We start from the raw sequence: 25,137 nt of genomic DNA, 5'->3' as shown, positions 1-25,137 counted from the left end.
CGGATCATGGCGATCTCCGAGGACGACTCCGACGAGCGCTCCCTGACCGACCTGGTCGAGCAGCCGGCGAAGGTGATGCGCATCGGGACCATGATCAAGCAGCTGCTCGAGGAGGTCCGCGCCGCACCGCTGGACGAGGCGAGCCGCAACCGGCTGCGCGAGATCCACGCGACCAGCATCCGCGAGCTCGAGGAGGGGTTGGCACCCGAGCTGCGCGACGAACTCGACCGCCTCACCCTGCCCTTCAACGAGAACAGCGCGCCCTCGGATGCCGAGCTCCGGATCGCCCAGGCGCAGCTGGTCGGCTGGCTCGAGGGGTTGTTCCACGGCATCCAGACCGCGCTGTTCGCCCAGCAGATGGCCGCTCGCGCCCAGCTGGAGAAGATGCGGCAGGGCGCGCTGCCCCCCGGCATCGGCAAGCCCGGCGCGCCCGGCCACGGCCAGTACCTCTGAACCGACCGACGTGCCCGGTCCACATATCGAGACGCACAACGCGTGGGTGGAGTTCCCCATCTTCGACGCCAAGTCGCGGTCGCTGAAGAAGGCTTTCCTGGGGAAGGCGGGCGGCACGATCGGGCGCAACGACTCCAACGTCGTCGTCATCGAGGCCCTGCGCGACATCACCTTGTCCCTGGAACTGGGCGACCGGGTCGGGCTGGTCGGCCACAACGGCGCGGGCAAATCGACGTTGCTGCGGCTGCTTTCGGGCATCTACGAGCCGACGCGCGGGTGGGCGAAGGTCACCGGCCGGGTGGCCCCCGTCTTCGACCTGGGGATCGGCATGGACCCGGAAATCTCCGGCTACGAGAACATCATCATCCGCGGCCTGTTCCTGGGGCAGACGCGCAAGCAGATGCTGGCCAAGGTCGACGAGATCGCCGAATTCACCGAGCTGGGCGACTACCTGTCGATGCCGCTGCGCACCTACTCCACCGGCATGCGGGTGCGGCTCGCGATGGGCGTCGTCACCAGCATCGACCCGGAGATCCTGCTGCTCGACGAGGGCATCGGCGCGGTGGACGCCGACTTCCTGAAGAAGGCGCAGTCGCGGCTGCAGAGCCTGGTGGAGCGTTCCGGAATCCTGGTGTTCGCCAGCCATTCCAACGAATTCCTGGCCCGCCTGTGCAAGACCGCCATGTGGATCGACCACGGGACGATCCGGATGGCCGGCGACATCGAGGATGTGGTGCGCGCCTACGAGGGCGAGGATGCGGCGCGGCACGTCCGCGAGGTGCTCGAAGAGACACGCCTGCAGAACCGGGACGAGACACCGCTCGCGCAAAGAGCTTCCGTGGATGAGTGACACCGTCATCGCCGTCGTCGTGACCCATCGGCGGCCCGACGAGCTCGCGAAGTCCCTGGGCGCGGTGACCAGCCAGACCCGGCTGCCCGACCACCTCATCGTCGTGGACAACGACGGACCCGCCGACGGCGGCATCGGCGAACTTGTTGCGGCACAACCGGTTCCGACCACTTACCTGGCCTCGCGGCGCAACCTCGGCGGCGCGGGTGGATTCGCCCTCGGCATGCTGCACGCGCTGGCGCGGGGCGCGGACTGGGTGTGGCTGGCCGACGACGACGGGCGCCCACAGGATTCCGAGGTGCTCGGCACGCTGCTGGACAGCGCCGCCCGGCACGGCCTGGCCGAGGTGTCGCCGATGGTATGCAACGCCGACGACCCGGAGCGGTTGGCGTTTCCGCTACGCCGCGGCCTGGTATGGCGCAGGCGCGCAAGCGAATTGCGCACCGACGCCGAGCAAGATCTGCTGCCCGGCATCGCGTCGCTGTTCAACGGCGCGCTGTTTCGCGCGGCCACCCTGGAGGCGGTCGGCGTCCCCGACCTGCGGCTGTTCATCCGCGGCGACGAGGTGGAGGTGCACCGCCGGCTGGTGCGGTCCGGCCTGCCGTTCGGGACCTGTCTGGACGCGGTCTACCTGCACCCGTGCGGATCCGACGAGTTCCGGCCCATCCTGGGCGGCCGGATGCACACCCAGTATCCGGACAACGCCACCAAGCGGTTCTACACCTACCGCAACCGGGGCTACCTGCTGGCGCAGCCGGGGCTGCGCAAGCTGGTGGTTCAGGAATGGGTGCGGTTCGGTTGGTTCTTCCTGGTGACGCGCCGCGACCCCGCGGGCCTGCGGGAGTGGATTCGGTTGCGCCGGTTGGGGCGTCGCGAGCAGTTCAGCAGGCCGGGAGGAGCGCCATGACCTTCATCGACGCGGCCGCGCAATCGCGGACCTTCGCCCGGGCCCGCGGCGACCTGACCGCGGGCTTCCACCGCCGCGAGCTGTGGCTGCACCTGGGCTGGCAGGACATCAAGCAGCGCTACCGGCGTTCGGTGCTGGGCCCATTCTGGATCACGATCGCCACCGGCACCACGGCCGTCGCGATGGGCGGCCTGTACTCCAAGCTGTTCCACCTCGAACTGTCGGTGCACCTGCCCTACGTGACGCTGGGGTTGATCATCTGGAATCTGATCAACGCCTCCATCCTGGAGGGCGCCGACGTGTTCGTCGCCAACGAGGGGTTGATCAAGCAGCTGCCGACGCCGCTGTCCGTGCACGTGTACCGGCTGGTGTGGCGGCAGCTCATCCTGTTCGCGCACAACATCGTGATCTACGCGGTGGTCGCGGTCATCTTCCCCAAGCCGTGGTCGTGGGCGGACCTCGCCGTGTTGCCCGCGCTGGGGCTGATCGTGCTCAACTGCGTCTGGGTGTCACTGTGTTTCGGCATCCTGGCGACCCGCTACCGCGACATCGGCCCGCTGCTGTTCTCGGTGGTGCAGCTGCTGTTCTTCATGACGCCGATCATCTGGAACGACGAGACGCTGCACCAGCAGGGCGCCGGCCGGTGGGCCAGCATCGTCGAGCTCAACCCGCTGCTGCACTACCTCGACATCGTGCGCGCCCCGCTGCTGGGGGCGCACCAGGAGCTGCGGCACTGGCTGGTCGTGCTGGCGCTCACCGCCGTCGGATGGGTGCTCGCCGCGTTCGCGATGCGCCAATACCGCGCCCGGGTGCCGTACTGGGTCTGATCCGGCTCTGACCAGCTCACATCAGTGGCGGGCCGGGGTTCAGCCAGTCCAACGATCCGTCGACCTGGTCCCGGTACTGGGGGCAGTAGGCCGACACCGAGGCGCCGACGAAGAAGCCGGACTGCTTCGCCGTCAGGTTCGCCTCCCTCTTGACCTTGAGCGCCAGAAAGCTCGCCTTCTGATTCTTGTCAAGGCCGTCGCATACGGCGCGGGCCATCGCGGTCGGGTCGTTGTCACCGCCGATGACGATCCCGTAGTTGGTCAGAGCCGACAGGAACGAATCGTCGGTGGGGTCCGCCGCCGCCGGCGCCGCGCACAGCACCGCCGCGGCGGAGGCGACCACGCCGGCCCGCGACCACCTTCCGCGGCGCCGGGTCTTCGGCGCGCGGACTGGTCTCGGCTTACGTTCACACCTGTGCATATCTACACGTCAACGCTAGCCGAACGTCGGCCGTGCGTCTTTTCCCTCAGCGGATCAGCAACCGAAAAGTAAACCGCGCGAAACTCGACGGCACACCGCCGGAAGGAGCAGGATGCGATCGTGAGCGACGCCTCGGCCATCGGCTGTGTCGGCACCTTGACCGTGGCGACCCGCGGCGACCGCGGCGCCGGTGAGGTGCTGGTGACCGTGCGCGGGGCCAAGGAGACCTTCCTGGCGTGGTCCAGCGAACCCCTGGCCAAGGGCTCCGCGGTGCTGATCGTCGACATTCGGGGCGCCCGGACGGTCGTCGTCGAGCCCTGGCGCCGGGACCCGGCCTGAATTGACGGTCTGAATTGACGACCCGGAGCGCCCGCGATACACCAGCGACACAAAGAAGGAGTCGAAGATGCTCGGTTATAAGGTGCCCGATCCCGACGAGGCCATGCTCATCTCCGGTGGGAGGGCCAAGCCCGACGCCCCGTTCCGCGTCGTCACCGGCCACGGCGCGTTCATCCTGCCGTTCTTCCGGAAGGCCTCGTTCCTCACGCTGGCCATGTGCGAGGCCGAGGTCGCCGAGAAGTGCGTCACCCAGCAGGGCATCACGCTCAACGTGCGCGCCGTGATCGCGTTCAAGGTGGCCAACGACACCGAGAGCATCATCAGCGCGGGGCAGCGGTTCCTGTCCGACCAGGACCAGATGTCGGTGCTGACCGGACGGATCTTCGCCGGCCACCTGCGCTCGATCATCGGCTCGATGACCGTCGAACAGATCATTCGGGAGCGCCAGAAGTTGGCCACCGAGGTGCTCGACGGCTCCAAGGAAGAGATGGCCCGCATCGGCCTGGCCGTCGACGCCCTGCAGATCCAGTCGATCGACGACGGCGGGCTGGGCTACATCAACGCGATGGCGGCGCCGCACAACGCCGCCATCCAGCAGCAGGCGCAGATCGCCCAGGCGCAGGCCAACCAGGCGGCGGCCGAGGCCGAGCAGGAATCGCAGCGCAAGCAGGCCGAGTTCGCCCGCGAGACCGCCATCGTCAAGGCGCAGTACAAGGCCGAGGTGGACAAGGCCCAGGCCCAGGCGGCCCAGGCCGGGCCGCTCGCCGAGGCCCAGGCCCAGCGCGAGGTGCTGCAGATGCGCACCGAACTGGCCCAGCGGGCCGCCGAGCTGCGCCAGCAGGAGCTGGTCGCCGAGGTGGTCAAGCCCGCCGAGGCCGACGCCGAGCGGGTCCGCATCCTGGCCGTCGCCGACGCGGAGAAGATGAAGATCCTCGCCGAGGCCGCCGCGTCGCACAACCGGGTGGCGCTGGACAAGGCGCTGATCGACCAGCTGCCGGAGATCGTGGAGAAGGCCGCGCGCGGCCTGGCCAACGCGAACGTCACGGTCCTCAACGGCGCCGACGGGCTGACCGAGGTGGCCAGCGGGCTGGTGGCGCAAGGCGTAGCGATCTTCGACACCCTGCGTAACAGCGTCGTCGACTACTACGACGAGGACGGCTCGGCGCCGATCGCCACCAACTGAAGGGGCGGCGCACTGAATCACCCGCCGACCGCCTGGTGCTCGCTAACAGTGGCGGCCCGCCCGTCGCTGGTGTCACACTGAACGCCACCCGGGCGGACTGCGGCGAAAGGTTCACCGACGTGACGGAGAAGGCCCCCTCGGCCGCCGACGCGGCGCGCGGCAACCTCGCCGCGGAGCTGGACCGGCTGCGGCAGCGGCGCGACCGGCTGCAGGTCGAGGTCAGGAGCGACCGCGGCATGGTGGGCGACCACGGCGACGCGGCCGAGGCCATCCAGCGCGCCGAGGAGTTGGTGGTCCTCACCGACCGCATCAACGAGCTGGATCGCCGGTTGCGGGGCGGGGCGGCGCCCGTGCAGGAGCCGGCCACGCTGCCCGGCGGCACCGAGGTCACGCTGCGCTTCGCCGACGGCGAGGTGGTCACCATGCACGTCATCTCGATCGTCGAGGAGGCCCCGGCGGGCCGGGAGACCGAGACGCTGACCGCGCGCAGTCCGCTCGCCAAGGCCCTCGCCGGCCGGTCGCCGGGCGACACGGTGTCCTATCCGACGCCGGGCGGCGAAACGCAGGTCGAGGTCATCGCGATCACACTGCCCGCCGACGGCCCCGCCTAGACTTCGCGGGATGGTCGCCCCACCGCCCGATCCCGCCCCGCCGAACGCGCTGAACCACCCGCCGGTCGCGCTGACCACGCAGGTGTTGCGGTTCGTCGCCACCGGCGGCCTGGCCGGCGTCGTGGACTTCGGCCTCTACCTCCTGCTGTATCAGGCGGCGGGCGTGCAGGTGGACGTGTCGAAGGCGCTCAGCTTCATCGTCGGCACCATCACCGCCTACCTGATCAACCGCCGGTGGACCTTCCAGGCGGCCCCCAGCACCGCCCGCTTCCTGGCGGTGATGGCCCTGTACGCCGTCACCTTCGCCGTGCAGGTCGGGCTCAACCACCTGTGCCTGGCGCTGCTGCACTACCGCGGCTGGGCGATCCCGGTCGCGTTCGTCGTCGCGCAGGGCACCGCGACGGTGATCAACTTCGTCGTCCAGCGAACCGTGATCTTCCGCATGCGCTGAGCGGTCCGCCCCAGGCGGTACCCTCTTTCACTGATGTTCGCAACGTTTCCCGAGACCCGGCGGCTGACCGGGTGGAGCCGCACCGCGCCCTCGGTGGCGCGCGTGCTGTCCACGCCGGACCCCGAGGTCATCGCCGCCGCGGTGGCGCACGCCGCCGACGCCGGCGGCGCCGCCAACGGGCGAGGCGTCATCGCCCGGGGGCTCGGCCGGTCCTACGGCGACAACGCCCAGAACGGCGGCGGCCTGGTCGTCGACATGACGGCGCTCAACCGCATCCACTCGCTCGACGCCGACAGCCGCGTCGCCGACCTCGACGCCGGCGTCAACTTGGACCAGCTGATGCGGGCCGCGCTGCCGCTGGGGCTGTGGGTGCCGGTGCTGCCCGGCACCCGGCAGGTCACCATCGGCGGTGCGATCGGGTCCGACATCCACGGCAAGAACCATCACAGCGCCGGCAGCTTCGGCAACCACGTCCGGTCGATGGAGCTGCTGACCGCCGACGGGCGAGTGCGCCACCTGACCCCGGACGGCGACGAGGCCGAGCTGTTTTGGGCCACCGTCGGCGGCAACGGACTGACCGGAATCATCCTGCGGGTGCGGCTCGAGATGACCCCGACGGAGACCGCGTATTTCATCGCCGACGGCGATGTCACGCACACGCTCGACGAGACCATCGCCTTCCACAGCGACGGCAGCGAGGCGAACTACACCTACTCGTCGGCCTGGTTCGACGCGATCAGCGCGCCGCCGAAGCTGGGCCGCGCGGCGATCTCGCGCGGGTCGCTGGCGAAGGTGGACCAGCTACCCAAGAAGCTGCAGAAGAACCCGCTGAAATTCGATGCGCCGCAACTACTGACGTTCCCCGACATCTTCCCGAACGGGCTGGCCAACAAGTACACCTTCGGCCCGATCGGCGAACTGTGGTACCGCAAGTCGGGCAGCTACCGCGGCAAGGCGCAGAACCTGACGCAGTTCTACCACCCGCTGGACATGTTCGGCGAATGGAACCGCGCCTACGGCTCGGCCGGTTTCGGGCAATACCAGTTCGTCGTCCCCACCGAGGCCGTCGACGAATTCAAGGGCATCATCTACGACATCCAGCGGTCCGGGCACTACTCGTTCCTCAACGTGTTCAAGCTGTTCGGCCCGGGAAACCAAGCGCCGCTGAGCTTTCCGATCCCCGGCTGGAACGTCTGCGTCGACTTCCCGATCAAGCCCGGCCTCAACGAGTTCCTCAACGGACTCGACCGCCGGGTGCTGGAATTCGGCGGCCGGCTCTACACCGGCAAGGACAATCGGACCACCGCCGAAACCTTCCACGCCATGTATCCGCGCATCGACGAATGGATCGCGGTGCGCCGCAAGGTGGATCCGACGGGGGTGTTCGCCTCCGACATGGCCCGACGTTTGGAGCTGCTCTAGATGGTGCGCCAATGGTTTTAGACGCCGTGGGAAATCCGCAGACCATCCTGCTGCTCGGTGGCACCTCCGAGATCGGGCTGGCCATCTGCGAGCGTTACCTGCAGAACGCGCACGCCCGCATCGTGCTCGCGGCCATGCCCGGTGACCCGGGCCGCGACGCCGCGGTGGCGCAGATGAAGGCGGCGGGCGCGCGCTCGGTGGAGCTGATCGACTTCGAGGCCACCGACGCCGACAGCCACCCGGCGACGATCGAGCAGGCGTTCGCCGGCGGCGACGTCGACGTGGCGATCGTGGCGTTCGGGCTGCTCGGGGACGCCGAGGAGCTGTGGCAGAACCAGCGCAAGGCCGTGCAGATCGCCGAGATCAACTACACCGCGGCGGTGTCGGTGGGGGTACTGCTGGGCGAGAAGATGCGCGCGCAGGGGTTCGGCCAGATCATCGCGATGAGCACCGTGGCCGGCGAGCGGGTGCGGCGCTCGAACTTCGTCTACGGCTCCACCAAGGCCGGGCTGGACGGCTTTTACCTGGGACTCGGGGAAGCGTTGCGCGAGTACGGGGTTCGCGTGTTGGTGATCCGGCCGGGCCAGGTGCGGACCCGGATGAGCGCGCACATCAAGGAAGCGCCGTTGACCGTCGACAAGGAGTACGTCGCCAACCTCGCGGTGACCGCGGCCGCCAAAGGTAAGGACTTGGTTTGGGCCCCAGCAGCGTTCCGGTACGTGATGATGGTGTTGCGACACGTCCCCCGGCCGGTGTTCCGCAAGCTGCCCATCTGACGATGCGCAACGCGCTGGCCACCCTCGGCCAGATGGCGCTGGCGGTGGCGGTCTCCGTCGCTGTCGCGGCGGTGTCGCTGACCGCCATCTCGCGCGTGCAGTGGCCGGCGTTCCCGTCGTCGAACCAGCTGCACGCCCTGACCACCGTCGGGCAGGTCGGCTGCCTGGCCGGGCTGGTCGCGGCGGCCTGGCTGTGGCGGCGCTCCGCGCGGCCCCGGGGCCGGCTGCTCGCCCAGCTGGCCGCGTTGGTGTTCCTGTCCGCCTTCCCGGTCGTCACCCTCGGTATGCCGTTGGGGGCCACCAAGCTCTACCTGTTCGGCATCTCCGTCGACCAGCAGTTCCGCACCGAGTACCTGACCCGGCTCGCCGACAGCGCCGCGCTGCGGGACATGACCTACCTCGGGCTGCCGCCGTACTACCCGCCGGGCTGGTTCTGGATCGGCGGCCGCGTCGCGGCGCTCACCGGGACGCCGGCGTGGGCGATCTGCAAGCCGTGGGCAATCACCTCGATCACCATCGCGGTCGCCGTCGCCCTGGTGCTCTGGTGGCGGCTGATCCGGTTCGAGTACGCGCTGCTGGTGACCGCGGCGACGGCCGCGGTGACGCTGGCCTACGGCTCGCCCGAGCCCTACTCCGCGATGCTCACCGTGCTGCTGCCGCCGGTGCTGGTGCTGGCCTGGTCGGGGCTGCGCGCCGGTGCGCGCGGCGGCTGGGCCGCGGTCCTCGGCGCCGGGCTGTTCCTGGGCTTCGCGGCCACCTGGTACACGCTGCTGCTGGGCTTCAGCGCGTTCGCCTTCGCGCTGATGGCGGCGCTGCTGGCCGGGGCGCGGTGGCGCCGCGACGGGCCACGGGCCGCCCTGGACCCGCTGCGCCGGCTGGCCGTCATCGCCGTCATCGCGGTGGCCATCGGCGCCACCACCTGGCTGCCGTTCGTGCTGCGCGCGCTGCACGGCCCGATCAGCAACACCGGCAGCGCCAACCACTACCTGCCCGCCGACGGCGCCGTGCTGACCTTCCCGATGCTGCAGTTCTCGCTGCTGGGCGCCGCCTGTTTGATCGGCACCCTGTGGCTGGTGCTGCGGGCCGGCACGTCGGTGCGGGCGGGCGCACTGGCGGTCGGGGTGCTCGCCGTGTACCTGTGGTCGCTGCTGTCCATGCTGACCACGCTGGCGCGCACCACCCTGCTGTCGTTTCGCCTGCAGCCGACGCTGAGCGTGCTGCTGGTGGCGGCCGGGACGTTCGGATTCGCCGAGGCCGTGCGCGCGTTGTCCGCGCGGCGGCGGGCGGTGCTGCCGGTGGCCGGCGCCGTCGGCCTGGCCGCCGCCGTCGCGTTCAGCCAGGACATCCCCGACGTGCTGCGGCCCGACCTCACCGTCGCCTACACCGACACCGACGGCAACGGCCAGCGCGGCGACCGTCGGCCCCCGGGTGCGGAGAAGTTCTACGCCGAGATCGACGCCGCCATCACCCGCGGCACCGGCCGGCCCCGCGACCAGACCGTGGTGCTGACCGCCGACTACAGCTTCCTGTCCTACTACCCCTACTGGGGCTTTCAGGGGCTGACGTCGCACTACGCCAACCCGCTGGCCCAGTTCGACCTGCGGGCCGCCCAGATCAACAAGTGGTCCACCCTCAAGAGCGCCGATCAGCTGATCCAGGCCCTGGACGCCTGCCCCTGGCCGCCGCCCACGGTGTTCCTGATGCGCCGCGGCGCCGACAACAACTACACCCTGCGGCTGGCCGAGGACGTCTACCCCAACCAGCCCAACGTGCGCCGCTACACCATCGACCTGCGGGCCGCGGAGTTCGACGGCCCGCAGTTCGACGTGCGCGGCATCGGGCCGTTCGTGTTGGCCATCCGCAAGCCGGCCGGGCGCCCATGAGCACCGACACCGCGCCTCAAACGGGGCCCCGACCGGCCGAAGAACTACCATCTACCCCCGTGAACGACGCGGCAGGCAACCACCGGATCGCCCGGCTGGTCGCTACCGTCGCGGGTCTGCTCGGCGCCTTGCTGGCGATCGTCACGCCCGTGCTGCCGGTCGACCAGACCACCGCCCAGCTCAACTGGCCGCAGAGCGGCACGTTCACCAGCGTCGAGGCGCCGCTCATCGGCTACGTGGCCACCGAGATGACGGTCACCGTGCCCTGCCAGGCCGCCGCCGGACTGGCCGGGCCACAGAACGCGTCGAAGACCGTGCTGTTGTCGACGGTGCCCAAGCAGGCCCCGAAGGCCGTCGACCGCGGCCTGCTGATCCAGCGCGCCGGCGACTTCCTGGTGGTGGTCGTTCGCAACGTCGCCGTCGTGACGGCCCCGCTGAGCCAGGTACTCAGCCCGGCGTGCCAACGGCTGACCTTCACCGCGCACGCCGAGAAGGTCACCGCCGAGTTCGTCGGCCTCACCCAGGGGCCCAACGCCGAGCATCCGGGGTCACCGCTGCGCGGCGAGAAGAGCGGTTACGACTTCCGGCCGCAGATCGTCGGCGTCTTCACCGACCTGGCCGGGCCCGCGCCGCAGGGGCTGAACTTCTCGGCGACCATCGACACCCGCTACAGCAGCCACCCCACCCCGCTCAAGCTCGCCGCGATGGTCCTAGGCGTGCTGTTGACGGCCGTCGCCCTGGTCGCGCTGCACGTCCTGGACACCGCCTTCGAAACCGCTGGGGCCACCCGGCACCGCCGCTTCCTGCCGTCGCGCTGGTGGTCGGTCGGCGGCCTGGACGCGCTGGTCATCGCCGTGCTGGTGTGGTGGCAGTTCGTCGGCGCCAACACCTCCGACGACGGCTACATCCTCACCATGGCCCGGGTGTCCGAACACGCCGGCTACATGGCCAACTACTACCGCTGGTTCGGCACCCCCGAGGCGCCCTTCGGCTGGTACTACGACCTGCTCGCGCTGTGGGCGCACGTCACCACCAGCAGCATCTGGATGCGCCTGCCCACCCTGGCCATGGCGCTGACCTGCTGGTGGGTGATCAGCCGCGAGGTGATGCCGCGCCTCGGGCACGCCGTCAAACGCAACCGCGCCGCCGCCTGGACCGCCGCCGGGGTCTTCCTGGCCGTCTGGCTGCCGCTGAACAACGGCCTGCGCCCGGAACCGATCATCGCGCTGGGCATCCTGCTGACCTGGTGCTCGGTGGAGCGTGCGGTGGCCACCAGCCGGCTGCTGCCGGTCGCGATCGCCTGCATCCTCGGTGCGCTCACCCTGTTCTCCGGTCCGACGGGCATCGCGTCCATCGGCGCGCTGCTGGTCGCGATCGGCCCGCTGCGGACCATCCTGCACCGGCGGTCCACCCGGTTCGGGGCCCTGCCGCTGGTGGCGCCGCTGTTCGCCGCGGTCACCGTCACCATCATCCTGATCTTCCGGGACCAGACGCTGGCCGGCGAGATGCAGGCCACCGCCCTCAAGCGCGCCGTCGGGCCCAGCCTGAGCTGGTTCGACGAACACATCCGCTACGAGCGGCTGTTCATGGCGAGCCCCGACGGTTCGGTCGCGCGCCGCTTCGCGGTGCTGGCGCTGATTCTCGCGCTGGCGATCACGGTCGCGATGTCGCTGCGCAAGGGCCGGATCCCCGGCACGGCCGCGGGCCCCAGCCGGCGCATCCTCGGGATCACGATCATCTCGTTCGTCGCGATGATGTTCACCCCCACCAAGTGGACGCACCACTTCGGGGTGTTCGCCGGGCTGGCCGGGCCGCTGGGCGCGCTGGCCGCCGTCGCCGTGACGAGCGTGGCGATGCGGTCCCGGCGCAACCGCACGATGTTCGCCGCCGTGGTGCTGTTCCTGATGGCGTTGTCGTTCGCCAGCGTCAACGGCTGGTGGTATGTGTCGAATTTCGGTGTGCCCTGGTCGAATTCGTTCCCCGCGTGGCACTACGCGTTCGCGACCGCGCTGCTGGGGCTGACCGTGGCGGTGCTGCTGCTGGCCGCCTGGTTCCACTTCGTCGCCACCGACAACGGGCCACCCCGGACCCGCCGCGGCGAACGGCTGGCCCGAATCGTCCAGTCGCCGTTGGCGATTGCCGCGTGGCTGCTGGTGATCTTCGAGGTGGCGTCGTTGACGCTGGCCATGACGGCGCAGTATCCGGCGTGGTCGGTGGGCCGCTCCAACCTGCAGGCGCTCGCCGGTTTCAAGGCCGGCAACACCTGTGGGCTGGCCCAGGACGTGCTGGTCGAGCAAGACCCGAACGAAGGGCTGCTCACCCCGGTGACGGGCTCGGCGGCCGACGCACTGGGCGCCGGGCTCTCGGAAGCGTTCACTCCCAACGGAATTCCCGCCGACGTCCGCGCCGACCCCGTGATGGAACGCCCGGGCGACCGCAGCTTCGTCAGCGACGACGGCGTGGTCACCGGCAGCGAGGCCGGCACCGAGGGCGGGACCACGCCGGCGCCGGGGATCAACGGTTCGGTCGCGCAGCTGCCCTACAACCTGGACCCGGCGCGCGCGCCGGTGCTGGGCAGCTGGCGGTCCGGGCCGCAACTGCCCGCGCACCTGCGCTCGGGCTGGTACCGGCTGCCGGCGCGGGACCAGGCGAGGCCGCTGCTGGTGGTCAGCGCCGCCGGTCGCTTCGACCCCCGCGAGGTGCAGCTGCAGTGGGCCACCGACGCGCAGGCGGCCGCCGGCCACCCCGGCGGCTCGCTGGGGTTCTTCGACGTCGGGGCGTCACCGGCCTGGCGGAATCTGCGGCTGCCGCTGTCCGCCATCCCGGCGGGCGCGACCCAGGTGCGTCTGGTGGCCGACGACGAGGACCTGGCGCCGCAGCACTGGATCGCGCTGACCCCGCCGCGCATCCCGCGGCTGCGCACACTGCAGGACGTGGTGGGCTCGGCAGACCCGGTGTTCCTGGACTGGCTGGTCGGGCTGGCGTTTCCCTGCCAGCGGCCGTTCGGTCACCAGAACGGCGTCGACGAGGCGCCGAGGTGGCGCATCCTGCCCGACCGGTTCGGCGCCGAGGCCAACTCCCCCGTGATGGACAACAACGGCGGCGGCCCGCTGGGCGTCACCGAGTTGCTGCTCAAGGCCACCACCATGGCGACCTACCTCAAGGACGACTGGTCGCGGGACTGGGGTTCGCTGCAGCGGTTGACGTCCTACTATCCCGACGCCCAACCGGCCCACCTGCTGCTCGGGACGGCCACGCGCAGCGGGCTGTGGAACCCGGCCCCGCTCAGGCACTAGCCGGCACTCGCGGATCGCACGCACCCGCCCCGCCCCCGGGCGCGGACCGGGAAGCGGGGCGGGGGCGGCGCGTCACGGAAGGGCGGCGCGCAACGGGTGCGTGATCGCCCAGCCGGGGTTCAGGAAGTTCGCGGCGTAGTGGCGGATCGGGTGTAGCGGTCCGCTGTGCGGGACGTACGGGCTGGCCGAGGCGACGGCCGGCATCAGCGACCCGGCGATCGTGAGGCCGAGCGTGCCCAGGCCGACGCCCGCGGCGATGCGCAGCTTGGACACCTTCTTCGTCTGCGAGTTGGCTTGCGGCTCAGGGGTATTGGCGTTCATCGTGTGGTCCTATCTGCCCTAGGAGTGTTCGAGGCGCCGGCCGGGATGGGCCGACAACACCAGAGTGGGGCACCGCGCTTGGCAGATCTTCGAGAGATTCTTGCGAAATCCTTGCGTTTGCTAACTAACCTGTTGAGCTTGACCGCGACACTAGGCTTGATCCGTGGCCGCGGCCAGCCTGATGGCGATGGCCCGCGCGGAGCGGGCCGACCTTGCCGACTTCCTCACCACCCTCGCGCCGCCGGATTGGGCGACGCCCAGCCTGTGCGCCCGGTGGAGCGTCAAAGACGTTGTGGCCCACGTCGTCAGCTACGACGAGCTGGACACCCGCGGGCTGCTGAAGCGCTTCGTGAAGGGCCGGATCGTGCGGGCCAACCAACTGGGTGTCGACGAACTCGCGCCGCTGAGCCCGCAACAGCTGCTGGACCTGTTGCGGAGGCACCTGCAACCGCAGGGGCTGCCGGCGGGCTTCGGCGGGATGATCGCCCTGGTCGACGGCACGATCCACCACCAGGACATCCGGCGCGCCCTCGGCCGGCCCCGCGCCGTCCCGGCCGACCGGCTCGAGCGGGTCCTGCGGCTGGTGCCGGGCAATCCACGGCTGGGCGCCGGACGCCGGATCAGGGGGTTGCGACTGGTCGCCACCGACGTCGACTGGGCCCACGGCCGCGGACCGCAGGTCACCGGCCCGGGTGAGGCGCTGCTGATGGCCATGTCGGGGCGCCCGGCCGCGCTGTCGGACCTGACCGGCGCGGGCCACGCCACCTTGGCCGCCCGGCTCGGCGAATGACGGTCAGCCAGGCCGGATCTCGAAGGTGAACTCCGAGCCACCGATGCGGATCAGGTCGCCGTCGGCGAGGCTGGCGCTGGCGTCCACGCGGCGCCCCTGCACCTGCACCCCGTTGGTCGAGCGCACGTCGGTGATCAGGAAACCGGCTCCGGTGTCGATGATCACCGCGTGATGGCGGCTCACCTCGGTGTCATCCAAGACGATGTCGTTGTCGTCGAGACGCCCGATCCGGGTGGTCACGCCGTTCAGCCGGAACTGCCGGCCGGTGTGGTCGCGCAGCCGGGCGACGACGCGCCGCGCGGCCGCGAGGGGTTCGGACCGCACCGCGTTCTGCTTGTGCGTGGCCTGGGCGGTCCGCTTCGGCCGGGTGGCGCCCATCGGCTCCTGGCGCAGGATGCGCTGGTGCAGCGCGTTGACGGTGGGCCCCGGGTCGATGCCCAGGCCGTCGGCCAGGGCGGTCTTCAGCCGACGGAAGGCGCCGAGCGCGTCGGATTGGCGCTCGGTGACGTAGTAGGCGGTGATCAGCTGCGCCCACAGCGGTTCCCGATACGGGTGCTGCGCGGTCAGCGCCTCCAGCTCCGCGATGACGCCGTCGGCGCGCCCGCACGCGATTTCCGCCTCGGCGCGGGCGGTGTGGGCCGCCACCTTCTCCTCGAGCAGCGCGGCGGCGAACGCCTCGACGAACGCGAAGTGGCGCAGGTCGTCGAGCACCGGACCGCGCCATTCATCCAGCGCGGCCGACAGCCGGCTGCTGGCCTCCTCGTAGCGCCCGACGCCGGCGGCGCGCAATCCGACCGCCTTGTGTGTCAGAAACCGCCCCAGGTCGCAGTCCAGATCGGCGACGCTGAGCTGGTAGCCGGGCGGGGCGCTGGCCAGCACCGCGTACGGGTCGGCCGTGGCGCCGCGCAGCAACCGCCGCAGGGTGGACACGTAGGACTGGATGCTGGTGCGCGCCGCAGGCACCGGGTCCTGCCCCCAGACGGCATCGATCAACGCGTCGACGGACACCGGCCGGTTGCGGTGGATCAGCAGCATGGCGAGCACCGCCCGCTGCTTGGGCGCACCCAGCGGCACCGCGGCGCCGTTGGCCGTCATCGACAACGGCCCCAGGACGCCGAACCCGAGACCCGTACTCACGGCATCCATTTTGAAGGCAACGAAGCGGCGCACGCGGCTTTGACGGCGCCGGCCGCGCCGCGATTCGCGCGCGCCGTCGCGCCGGCCCTCGCTCGGGGTACGCGGCGCGGCACCCGGCTGCGCCGCGCCTGAACTCGGTAAAGCCACCAATGGCGTGCGGTTTGCCCGTGGCGCCCGGCCCGGTCAGCAGACTCTTCGCTTACGATCGAGCCTCGTGCCCCACGACGGTGAAGAGCGATCGCAGCGGATTCCACGGTCGATCGCTGCCGTCGCCGGGATCGTCGGGCTGCTGTTGTGCGCGCTCGTCCCGCTGTTGCCGGTGCGGCAGACGACGGCGACCGTGTCGTGGCCGCAGGGCGACGTCGGCGGGCACGTCGGGCAGATCACCGCGCCGCTGGTGTCCGGCGCCCCCCTCGCCCTGGACATCTCCGTTCCGTGCGCGGCGATGGCCACGCTGCCCCCCAGCGGTGGGCTGGTGATCTCGACCCTGCCCGCCGGCGGCACCGACGCCGGCAAGAACGGGCTGTTCGTGCGCGCCAACAACGACGTGATCGTCGTCGCCTTCCGCGACACCGTGGCCGCGGTCGCCCAGCGCTCGACCGTCGCCGCCCCGGGCTGCCGCTTCCTGCACGCCTGGGCCACCAACGGCGGCGTGGGCGCGGAGTTCGTCGGCGTGCCCGGCGCGGCCGGCACGCTGCCCGCCGAGAAGAAGCCGCAGGTCGGCGGCATTTTCACCGAGCTGCAGGTGCCGCCGCAGCCGAACCTGTCGGCCCGCATCGACGTCGACACCCGCTTCATCACCGCGCCCACCGCCCTCAAGCAGATCGTCATGGCCGTCGGCGCCCTGGCCGTGCTGAGCGCCATCCTGGCGCTGGCGGTGCTGGACCGGCGCAGCCGCGGCGCTGCCGCCCTGCTCAACTGGCGCTCCCCGATCGCCTGGCTGTCCCGCTACCGGCCCGGTGCGCACTGGGCGACGTGGTGGCGGGTGGGGCTCGCCACCTGGCTCGCCGACGCCGGCGTCGTCGCCACCCTGCTGGTCTGGCACGTCATCGGCGCCACGTCGTCGGACGACGGCTACAACCTGACGATCGCCAGGGTCGCCCCCAAGGCCGGCTACCTCGTCGACTACTACCGCTACTTCGGCACCACGGACGCCCCGTTCGACTGGTATCTCGGCGTGCTGGCCAAGCTCGCGTCGGTGAGCACCGCCGGGGTGTGGATGCGGCTGCCGGCCACGCTGGCCGGCATCGCCTGCTGGTTGATCATCAGCCACTGGGTGCTGCGGCGCCTGGGGCCGGGCAAGGGCGGCCTGGCGGCCAACCGGGTGGCGGTCTGCACCGCGGGCGCGGTGTTCGTGGCCGCGTGGCTGCCGTTCAACAACGGCCTGCGGCCCGAACCGCTGATCGCCCTCGGCACCGTCGTCACCTGGATGCTGGTGGAACGCGCGATCGCGCTGCGGCGCCTGGCCCCGGCCGCCGTCGCCATCATCGTCGCGCTGCTGACCGCCACCCTGGCCCCGCAGGGCCTGATCGCCGTCGCGGCCCTGCTGACCGGCGCCCGGGCTATCGCGGGCGTCATCCGGAGGCGGCGGGACACCGACGGGCTGCTGGCGCCGCCGGCGGCGGTGGCCGCCGCGGCGGCGCTGATCTTCGTGGTGGTGTTCCGCAGCCAAACCCTGGCCACCGTCGCCGAGTCGGCGCGCATTAAATACAAGGTCGGCCCCACGATCGCGTGGTATCAGGATTGGCTGCGCTACTACTTCCTGACGGTGGAATCCAACCCCGACGGGTCGATGGCGCGGCGCTTCGCGGTGCTGGTGCTGCTGCTGTGCCTGTTCGGGATGCTGATGATCCTGCTGCGCCGCGGCCGGGTGCCCGGGGTGGCCAGCGGGCCGGCGTGGCGGCTGCTGGGCACCACGGCGATCGGCCTGCTACTGCTGACGTTCACCCCGACGAAGTGGGCGATCCAGTTCGGCGCGTTCGCCGGGCTCGCCGGCGCGCTGGGCGCGGTCACCGCCTTCGCGTGCTCGCGGATCGGGCTGCACAACCGGCGCAACCTGACGCTGTACGTGACCGCGCTGCTGTTCGTGTTGGCGGTGGCCACCTCGGGCGTCAACGGCTGGTTCTACGTCGGCAACTACGGGGTGCCGTGGTGGGACATCCAGCCCGTGATCGCCAGCCACCCGGTGACCACCATGTTCCTGACGCTGTCGATCGCCACCGGGCTGCTGGCCGCCTGGCAGCACTTCCGGATGGACTACGCCGGCCACACCGAGGTCAAGGACAACCGACGCAACCGGGTGCTGGCGTCGACGCCGCTGCTGGTGGTGGCGACCATCATGGTGCTCGGCGAGGTCGGTTCGCTGGCCAAGGGCGCGGTGTTCCGCTACCCGCTCTACACCACCGGCAAGGCCAACCTGGCCGCGATCACCTCCGGGCTGTCCCCGAGCAGCTGCGCGATGGCCGACGACGTGCTGGCCGAACCGGACCCGAACGCCGGCATGCTGGCGCCGGCGCCCGGGCAGACGTTCGGCCCCGGCGGGCCGCTGGGCGGCGTCAACCCCGTCGGCTTCAAGCCCGACGGCGTGGGCGACGACCTGCGGTCCTACCCGGTGGTGACCAAGCCGGGCGTGGTGAACTCCGACGCGTCGCCGAACAAGCCCAACGCCAGCATGACCGACTCGGCGGGCACGGCCGGCGGCAAGGGGCCCGTCGGCGTCAACGGCTCGACCGCGGCCCTGCCCTTCGGCCTCGACCCGGCCCGCACCCCGGTGATGGGCAGCTACGGCGAGAACGCGCTGGCCGCCACCGCCACGTCGTCGTGGTACCAGCTGCCGCCCCGGACCGCGGACCGGCCGATCGTCGTCGTGTCGGCGGCCGGCGCCATCTGGTCCTACAAAGAGGACGGCACCTTCACCTACGGGCAGTCGCTGAAACTGCAATGGGGCGTCACCCGCCCCGACGGCAGCACCCAGCCGCTCGCCGAGGTGCAGCCCATCGACATCGGTCCGGAACCGGCTTGGCGCAACCTGCGGTTCCCGCTGACCTGGGCGCCGCCGGAGGCCAACGTGGCGCGCATCGTCGCCTACGACCCGAACCTGAGCTCGGATCAGTGGTTCGCGTTCACGCCGCCGCGGGTTCCGGTGCTGCAGACCCTGCAGCAGGTGCTGGGATCGCAGACGCCGGTCCTGATGGACATCGCGACCGCCGCGAACTTCCCGTGCCAGCGGCCGTTCTCCGAACACCTCGGCGTCGCCGAGCTGCCGCAATACCGAATCCTGCCCGACCACAAGCAGACCGCGGCGTCGTCGAACGGCTGGCAGGCCAGCGAGACCGGCGGCCCGTTCCTGGTGACCCAGACGATGCTGCGCACCTCCACGGTCGCCACCTACCTGCGGGGTGACTGGTATCGCGACTGGGGATCGATCGAGAAGTACTACCCGCTGGTGCCCGCCGACCAGGCGCCGCCAGCCGTTATAGAACAGGGTGTGATCACAGTGCGCGGCTGGAGCCGGCAAGGACCGATTCGGGCCCTCCCATGAGCGTGGCGACCGTGACGGACCCCAAGACCGCGGCCGGTGAGCCCGACGTCCGGGTGACCCGCTGGGTCGCCACCATCGCCGGGCTGATCGGCTTCCTCCTGTCGATCGCGACGCCGCTGCTGCCCGTCGTGCAGACCACCGCCACCCTGAACTGGCCGCAGAACGGCCAGCTGAACAGCGTGACGGCGCCGCTGATCTCGCTGACGCCGGTCGACGTGACCGTCACCGTGCCGTGCTCGCTGGTGGGTCAGCTGCCCCCCGAGGGCGGGGTGATCCTGAGCACCGCACCGAAGAAGGGCAAGGACGCCGCGCTCAACGCGCTGTTCGTGGTCGCCAGCGCCAAGCGCGTCGACGTCACCGACCGCAACGTGGTGATCGCCAGCGTGTCCCGCGAGCAGGCCCAGGGAACCGTGGGGTCCCCGGGGTGTTCCAGCATCGAGATCACCTCCACCCAGGCGGGCGCCTTCGCGACCTTCGTCGGGCTGACCGACCCGGCGGGCCGGCCGGTGCGCGGCGGCTTCCCCGACCCCAACCTGCGCCCGCAGATCGTCGGGGTGTTCACCGATCTGACCGGGCCGGCGCCCGCGGGCCTCAAGCTCTCGGCCACCATCGACACCCGGTTCTCCACCACCCCGACCACGCTGAAGCTGACGGCGATGGTGCTGGCGATCCTGTCCACCATCGTGTCCCTGGTCGCGCTGTGGCGCCTGGACCAGTTGGACGGCCACCGGATGCGCCGGCTCATCCCGGCCAACTGGCGCAAGTTCACCCTGGCCGACGCCACGGTGATCTTCGGGTTCGTGCTGTGGCACGTCATCGGGGCGAACTCGTCGGACGACGGCTACATCCTGGGCATGGCCCGGGTCGCGGACCGCGCCGGCTACATGTCGAACTACTTCCGCTGGTTCGGCAGCCCGGAGGACCCGTTCGGCTGGTATTACAACCTGCTGGCGTACATGACCCACGTCAGCGACGCGAGCCTGTGGATGCGGTTGCCGGACCTCATCGCCGGGATCCTGTGCTGGCTGCTGCTCTCCCGTGAGGTGCTGCCACGCCTGGGGCCCGCGGTCGCCGCCAGCAAGGCGGCGAACTGGGCGGCGGGCCTGGTGCTGCTCACGGCGTGGATGCCGTTCGACAACGGCCTGCGCCCCGAGCCGATCATCGCCCTCGGGTCGCTGGTCACCTACGTGCTGATCGAGCGGTCCATGCGCTACAGCCGGCTGACGCCCGCGGCGCTGGCCGTCATCACCGCAGCGTTCACCCTCGGCGTGCAGCCCACCGGCCTGATCGCGGTCGCCGCGCTGGTCGCCGGCGGCCGCCCCATCCTGCGCATCCTGGTGCGGCGCCACCGCCTGGTCGGCACCTGGCCGCTGGTGGCCCCGATGCTGGCCGCCGGCTTCGTCATCCTGACCGTGGTCTTCGCCGACCAGACGTTGTCGACGGTGTTGGAGGCCACCAGGATTCGCACGGCGATCGGGCCCAGCCAGGCGTGGTACACCGAGAACCTGCGCTACTACTACCTGATCCTGCCGACCGTCGATGGTTCGCTGTCGCGCCGGTTCGGGTTCCTGATCGCCGCGCTGTGCCTGTTCACGTCGATGTTCATCATGTTGCGGCGCAAGCGGATTCCCGGTGTGGCCCGCGGGCCCGCGTGGCGGCTGATGGGCGTCATCTTCGGCACCATGTTCTTCTTGATGTTCACCCCCACCAAGTGGGTGCACCACTTCGGGCTGTTCGCGGCGGTGGGCGCGGCCATGGCCGCGCTGACGACCGTGCTGGTGTCGCACGAGGCGCTGCGGTGGTCGCGCAACCGGATGGCGTTCCTGGCGGCGCTGCTGTTCGTGCTGGCGCTGTGCTTCGCCACCACCAACGGCTGGTGGTACGTCTCGAGCTACGGCGTCCCGTTCAACAGCGCCATGCCGAAGGTCGCCGGAATCTCGATCAGCACAATCTTTTTCGCCCTGTTCGCCGTGGCGGCGCTGTACGCGGCCTACCTGCACTTCGCGTCGCGGGACCACGGCGAGGGCCGGCTGGCGCGGGCGGTGACGGCCGCGCCCATCCCGGTGGCGGCCGGGTTCATGGCGCTGGTGTTCATCGGGTCGATGGTGGCCGGCATCGTGCGCCAGTACCCGACGTACTCCAACGCGTGGGACAACCTGCGCGAGTTCAGCGGCGGCTGCGGCCTGGCCGACGACCTGCTCGTCGAGCCCGACAGCAACGCCGGGTTCATGCCGCCGCTGAACGCCGGCGGTCAGTTCGGCCCGCTGGGACCGCTGGGCGGCGTCAACCCCACCGGGTTCAGCCCCAACGGCGTCCCGGACCGGACCCTGGCGGAGTCGGTCAAGGAGACCTCGGTGCCGCAACCGGGCACCGACTACGACTGGGACGCGCCCCTCAAGCTCACGACGCCCGGCGTCAACGGCTCGACGGTGCCCCTGCCCTACGGCCTGGACCCGGCGCGGGTTCCGCTGGCCGGCAGTTACACCACCGGCGCCCAGCAACAGAGCCGGCTGACCTCGGCGTGGTACCAGCTGCCCCGGCCCGACGCCGGGCATCCCCTGGTCGTGGTGACCGCCGCCGGCACCATCGCCGGCAACAGCGTGCTGCACCACCACACCAACGGCCAGACCGTGGAGCTGGAGTTCGGCAGGCCGGGCCCGGACGGCGCGATCCTGCCGGGCGGCCGGCTGGTGCCCTACGACCTGTACGGGGAGCAGCCCAAGGTGTGGCGCAACCTGCGCTTCGCCCGCTCCCAGATGCCCGCCGACGCGGTCGCCGTCCGGGTGGTCGCCGAGGACCTGTCGCTGACGCCGGACGACTGGATCGCGGTGACCCCGCCGCGGGTGCCCGAGCTGCGCTCGCTGCAGGAGTACGTCGGCTCGACGCAGCCGGTGCTGATGGACTGGGCGGTGGGGTTGGCGTTCCCCTGCCAGCACCCGATGCTGCACGTCAACGGCGTCACGGAGATCCCCAAGTTCCGCATCACCCCGGACTACAACGCCAAGAAACAGGACACCGACACCTGGCAGGACGGGGTCAACGGCGGCTTGCTCGGCATCACCGACCTGCTGTTGCGGGCCCACGTCATGTCCACGTACCTGTCGCACGACTGGGGCCGGGACTGGGGGTCGCTGCGCAAATTCGACACCATCGCCGACGCGCAGCCCGCCCGGTTGGACCTGGGCACCGCGACCCGCACGGGCTGGTGGTCACCGGGAGAAATCCGCATCAAACCCTGACGCCGACCCCCGCGAATAACGCCGTTAATTAACGCGCCAGCAAACACAATGGGCAGGTTTATCCGCGCCATTTCCCGTGAATACCCAATGCACTGTGATCCAGTTCACATGCAAGGGGGCGGCTCATGCATCCACTGGCTCGCGCGGGCGCCGCTACCGCGGCGCTGGCCGCGCTGATCGGCCCGGCCGGCTCCGCGGCCGCCGACGGCGGCACCGTCGTCGTCCTCGACGCCAAGCTGCGGCGGTGCGACTTCAGCCTGGTCAGCTTCGCGCCGAAGGTTCCGCACCCGGCGCTGGGCACGGGCTCCGTGCTGGTGCGCCGGGCCGGCCCGAACGTGGCCGCCGACGTGCACCTGGTCGACGAACCCGAACCCGGCACCCACTTCGACGTGGGCCTGATCCAGGTGCCCCGCCCGGCGGCGGCCACCTGCGGGCCCGGCGACCCCGGCACCGCCTTCGCGGGGCTGGACACCGACGCGGCCGGCAGCGGAAATGCGACCGTTACCGACGTCATTCACCCCGGCACGACGGGCGTGTGGGTGATCATCGAGCAACGCAATCCCAACTCGCAGGATCCCGCCGAGTATTACACGTCGGAATTCGTGGCGCCGGTGGGCGTTTAAGCCCACATGCGGGGTTCGCGGGCACCGAACCCGTGAGGGACTTCCGCCCCTAGCGCATCGGCCGGCGCTGCTGCTGCGATGGGGGCGGGCCACCGACGATCCGCGTCACACGGAAGGCAGCACAGTGCACAGACGGTCGCAGCCCGGGACGCGCGGCACGTGACCCAGCCAGCGGACGACAACACCGCGGACATCGGCTCGCCCGTGCGCCCGGAGTTGGCCCACGACCCGGCGGCGGGCGCCGACACTGCGGACGTGCCGCGCGGCGCGGGCGTGCTCGTGGTGCGGCGCGGGCCCAACGTCGGCGCCACGTTCACCGTCGACCGCCCCACCATGACCGCCGGCCGACACCCCGCGAGCGACATCTTCCTCGACGACATCACCGTCAGCCGTCGGCACGCCGAATTCCGGATCACCGACGGGGCGTTCAGCGTCGTCGACCTCGGCAGCCTGAACCACACCTACGTCAACCGCCAGCCCGTCGACTCCGCGGTGCTGGGCGACGGCGACCAACTGCAGATCGGCAACTTCCGGCTGGTGTTCCGCACCAGCCCCACTCCCTGACGCACGAGGAGGACACCGGTGAGCACCCCACCCGGCAGCGCGCACGCCGACGCCGACGACCCACCGGGCACCGCGGAATTCGCCTGCGGCCAAACCCTGTTCACGCAGGGCGAGCCGGGCGATCGGGTCTATCTGATCGTCGAGGGCAAGGTCAAGATCAGCTTGGGCGGGTCGAACGGCCGGACCAACGTGCGCGCCATCCTGGGCCCGTCGGACATCGTCGGCGAACTGGCGGTATTCGATCCGGGTCCGCGCAGCTGCACCGCCACCGCGATCACCGACGTGCGGGCGCTGTGGCTGGATCGGGCCGCCCTGCGCGGGTTGATGGCCCGCCAGCCGGCCATCGCCGAACAGCTGCTGCAGGCGCTGACGCAGCGCGTCCGCGAGACCGAGGAGCAGCTGGTCGAGCTGGTCTCCAGCGACGTGGCCGCCCGGGTGGCCCGCCAGCTGCTGGCGCTGTCGCGGCGCTTCGGCGCGCCCGAGGGAGACGCGCTGCGCGTGACGTACGAGCTGAGCCAGGAGGAGCTGGCCCAACTGGTAGGCGCCGACCGGGCCTCGGTGAACAAGGCGCTGCGCAGCTTCACCGCCCGCGGCTGGATCCAGCTGCAGGGCAAGAGCCTGGTGGTGACCGACGCCGAGGCCCTGGCCCGGCGCAGCGGCACGGGCGACCGCACCGGTCCCGACCCGAATCGCCGACGGCGCCCGTTACGCGCCTCCGCCTGAGGGGCGCGCGTAGCGTCTGTCGGATGAGCGACTACGACGTCGAGGCGGTGGACCGGCTGCCCTTCGCCACCCCGGAGAAGGCGCGGCGCTACCGGACCGAGGACTACCGCGGCGCCGTCGGGCTGAACTGGTATTCCACCGACCCCACGCTGCAGTTCACCATGGCCTATTACTTGCAGCCCGAGGCGCTGGCCGTCGTCGAGCCGCACCTGAGAAGCATCGGCGAGCTGATGGGCGGCCCCGTCGCCCGCTGGGCCGAGGAGACGGACCGCAACCCGCCGCGGTTGGAGCGCTATGACCGGTGGGGGCACGACGTCAGCGACGTCGTGATGCCCGAGTCCTTCACCCGGTCCAAGCGCGCCGTCCTGGACGCCCAGCAGGCGCTGCGCGCCGACGCCCGCGCCGCGAAAGTCAGCTCCGGGCTGGGGCTGTTCGCGTCGAACTACCTGCTCAATCAAGCCGACATCGGGATGGGCTGCGCGCTGGGCACCGGCGGCGGCATGGTCCAGGCGCTGGTGGCCGCCTACGCGCCGGCCGACGTGCGCGACCACGTCCTGGCCAAGTTCGCCGCCGGCGAGTGGGCCGGTGAGACGGCGCAGTTGGAGGCGAACCACTTAAAGCCGTTGAGCAGCCACGCGTCACCGACGCGGGTCGCCGTCGTCTCGAGCGCGCCGAGGTCGGAGCCGCCGGTGCGCTCGGTCAACAACTGCGCCGTCTCACCGGCCCACTCGCCGGCGGCGAACTTGGCCAGGACGTGGTCGCGCACGTCGGCCGGCGCGT

22 protein-coding genes and 1 pseudogene are annotated in these 25,137 nt (G+C 71.0%); 19 read left to right on the top strand and 4 right to left on the bottom strand.

Annotated elements, in window-relative coordinates; all coding sequences use genetic code 11:
• Positions 1-6: 6 nt before the first annotated feature.
• Genes A5714_RS18980 through A5714_RS18965 form a run of 4 tightly spaced genes read left to right on the top strand, consistent with a single transcriptional unit; the run spans position 7 to position 3,037 of the window.
• Positions 7-453: a bacterial proteasome activator family protein gene (locus A5714_RS18980; RefSeq protein WP_231973855.1), complete on the top strand. Its 447-nt coding sequence runs from the start codon at positions 7-9 to the stop codon at positions 451-453.
• 10 nt (positions 454-463) lie between these two features.
• On the top strand, positions 464-1,303 hold the full coding sequence (locus A5714_RS18975; RefSeq protein ID WP_068287746.1) for an ABC transporter ATP-binding protein: 840 nt from the start codon (positions 464-466) through the stop codon (positions 1,301-1,303).
• Complete coding sequence (locus A5714_RS18970; RefSeq protein WP_068287744.1) at positions 1,296-2,210, top strand: glycosyltransferase; 915 nt, start codon at positions 1,296-1,298, stop codon at positions 2,208-2,210. Before A5714_RS18975 ends, A5714_RS18970 begins: the two co-directional genes overlap by 8 nt.
• Positions 2,207-3,037, top strand: a complete 831-nt coding sequence (locus tag A5714_RS18965) for an ABC transporter permease (protein ID WP_068287742.1) — start codon at positions 2,207-2,209, stop codon at positions 3,035-3,037. The genes A5714_RS18970 and A5714_RS18965 overlap by 4 nt, the downstream gene beginning before the upstream one ends.
• A gap of 16 nt (positions 3,038-3,053) precedes the next feature.
• On the opposite strand, the gene A5714_RS18960 is transcribed toward A5714_RS18965, so the two are convergent.
• A complete protein-coding gene (locus tag A5714_RS18960) occupies positions 3,054-3,380 on the bottom strand; it encodes a DUF732 domain-containing protein (RefSeq protein WP_068287739.1) in 327 nt (108 codons plus the stop codon).
• A gap of 198 nt (positions 3,381-3,578) precedes the next feature.
• On the opposite strand from A5714_RS18960, the gene A5714_RS18955 reads away from it, so the two are divergent.
• The 8 genes from A5714_RS18955 to A5714_RS18920 all read left to right on the top strand — a co-directional run bounded on the left by A5714_RS18955 (position 3,579) and on the right by A5714_RS18920 (position 13,419).
• Complete coding sequence (locus A5714_RS18955) at positions 3,579-3,797, top strand: hypothetical protein (protein WP_068071902.1); 219 nt, start codon at positions 3,579-3,581, stop codon at positions 3,795-3,797.
• A 67-nt stretch (positions 3,798-3,864) separates the two neighbouring features.
• Positions 3,865-4,980, top strand: coding sequence for a flotillin family protein (locus A5714_RS18950; protein ID WP_068071900.1), 1,116 nt, complete (start codon positions 3,865-3,867; stop codon positions 4,978-4,980).
• Positions 4,981-5,099: 119 nt separating this feature from the next.
• Positions 5,100-5,591, top strand: coding sequence for a GreA/GreB family elongation factor (locus A5714_RS18945; RefSeq protein ID WP_068071956.1), 492 nt, complete (start codon positions 5,100-5,102; stop codon positions 5,589-5,591).
• Positions 5,592-5,676: 85 nt separating this feature from the next.
• A complete protein-coding gene (locus A5714_RS18940; RefSeq protein ID WP_156671323.1) occupies positions 5,677-6,042 on the top strand; it encodes a GtrA family protein in 366 nt (121 codons plus the stop codon).
• Positions 6,043-6,075: 33 nt separating this feature from the next.
• Entirely contained in the window at positions 6,076-7,464 is a 1,389-nt protein-coding gene (locus tag A5714_RS18935) for an FAD-binding oxidoreductase (protein WP_068071896.1), read from the top strand.
• Between the two features lie 11 nt (positions 7,465-7,475).
• Complete coding sequence (locus A5714_RS18930; protein WP_068071894.1) at positions 7,476-8,240, top strand: decaprenylphospho-beta-D-erythro-pentofuranosid-2-ulose 2-reductase; 765 nt, start codon at positions 7,476-7,478, stop codon at positions 8,238-8,240.
• A 2-nt stretch (positions 8,241-8,242) separates the two neighbouring features.
• Positions 8,243-10,123, top strand: coding sequence for a galactan 5-O-arabinofuranosyltransferase (locus tag A5714_RS18925; protein ID WP_068287737.1), 1,881 nt, complete (start codon positions 8,243-8,245; stop codon positions 10,121-10,123).
• Positions 10,120-13,419: an arabinosyltransferase domain-containing protein gene (locus tag A5714_RS18920; protein WP_082959848.1), complete on the top strand. Its 3,300-nt coding sequence runs from the start codon at positions 10,120-10,122 to the stop codon at positions 13,417-13,419. The genes A5714_RS18925 and A5714_RS18920 overlap by 4 nt, the downstream gene beginning before the upstream one ends.
• A gap of 72 nt (positions 13,420-13,491) precedes the next feature.
• Here A5714_RS18920 and A5714_RS18915 read toward each other — a convergent pair whose 3' ends face one another.
• Complete coding sequence (locus A5714_RS18915; RefSeq protein WP_068071890.1) at positions 13,492-13,740, bottom strand: hypothetical protein; 249 nt, start codon at positions 13,738-13,740, stop codon at positions 13,492-13,494.
• A gap of 181 nt (positions 13,741-13,921) precedes the next feature.
• Here A5714_RS18915 and A5714_RS18910 point away from each other — a divergent pair, with 181 nt between their 5' ends.
• Positions 13,922-14,530: a maleylpyruvate isomerase family mycothiol-dependent enzyme gene (locus A5714_RS18910; protein ID WP_068071953.1), complete on the top strand. Its 609-nt coding sequence runs from the start codon at positions 13,922-13,924 to the stop codon at positions 14,528-14,530.
• A 3-nt stretch (positions 14,531-14,533) separates the two neighbouring features.
• Here A5714_RS18910 and A5714_RS18905 read toward each other — a convergent pair whose 3' ends face one another.
• A complete protein-coding gene (locus tag A5714_RS18905) occupies positions 14,534-15,676 on the bottom strand; it encodes a BTAD domain-containing putative transcriptional regulator (RefSeq protein WP_068287734.1) in 1,143 nt (380 codons plus the stop codon).
• 205 nt (positions 15,677-15,881) lie between these two features.
• Between A5714_RS18905 and A5714_RS18900 the strand changes: the two genes are divergently transcribed.
• The 6 genes and pseudogenes from A5714_RS18900 to A5714_RS18875 all read left to right on the top strand — a co-directional run.
• The gene (locus A5714_RS18900) at positions 15,882-19,208 is read left to right on the top strand and encodes an arabinosyltransferase domain-containing protein (protein WP_068287730.1); all 3,327 of its coding nucleotides are present in this window, start codon (positions 15,882-15,884) and stop codon (positions 19,206-19,208) included.
• A complete protein-coding gene (locus tag A5714_RS18895; RefSeq protein WP_068287727.1) occupies positions 19,205-22,447 on the top strand; it encodes an arabinosyltransferase domain-containing protein in 3,243 nt (1,080 codons plus the stop codon). The genes A5714_RS18900 and A5714_RS18895 overlap by 4 nt, the downstream gene beginning before the upstream one ends.
• A 125-nt stretch (positions 22,448-22,572) precedes the next feature.
• Positions 22,573-23,070: a hypothetical protein gene (locus tag A5714_RS18890; RefSeq protein ID WP_068287724.1), complete on the top strand. Its 498-nt coding sequence runs from the start codon at positions 22,573-22,575 to the stop codon at positions 23,068-23,070.
• Between the two features lie 159 nt (positions 23,071-23,229).
• On the top strand, positions 23,230-23,634 hold the full coding sequence (locus A5714_RS27240) for an FHA domain-containing protein (RefSeq protein WP_068071882.1): 405 nt from the start codon (positions 23,230-23,232) through the stop codon (positions 23,632-23,634).
• An 18-nt stretch (positions 23,635-23,652) separates the two neighbouring features.
• Positions 23,653-24,357 (top strand): Crp/Fnr family transcriptional regulator, encoded by a 705-nt coding sequence (locus A5714_RS18880; protein WP_068287721.1) that lies wholly within the window; start codon positions 23,653-23,655, stop codon positions 24,355-24,357.
• Positions 24,358-24,380: 23 nt separating this feature from the next.
• Positions 24,381-24,959 (top strand): annotated as a pseudogene (locus A5714_RS18875) (DNA alkylation response protein); the annotation flags it as partial.
• Here A5714_RS18875 and A5714_RS25560 read toward each other — a convergent pair.
• Entirely contained in the window at positions 24,881-25,123 is a 243-nt protein-coding gene (locus A5714_RS25560) for an acyl-CoA dehydrogenase family protein (protein ID WP_369829457.1), read from the bottom strand. The pseudogene A5714_RS18875 and the gene A5714_RS25560 overlap by 79 nt on opposite strands.
• Between the last annotated feature and the right edge of the window lie 14 nt (positions 25,124-25,137).

Origin of the sequence: Mycobacterium sp. E2462 (assembly GCF_001672685.1) — a bacterium.
In the GTDB taxonomy this organism is placed as follows: Bacteria; Actinomycetota; Actinomycetes; order Mycobacteriales; family Mycobacteriaceae; genus Mycobacterium.
Note: the sequence above shows the minus strand (reverse complement) of the source record. Positions and strands in the feature narration are given on the sequence as shown.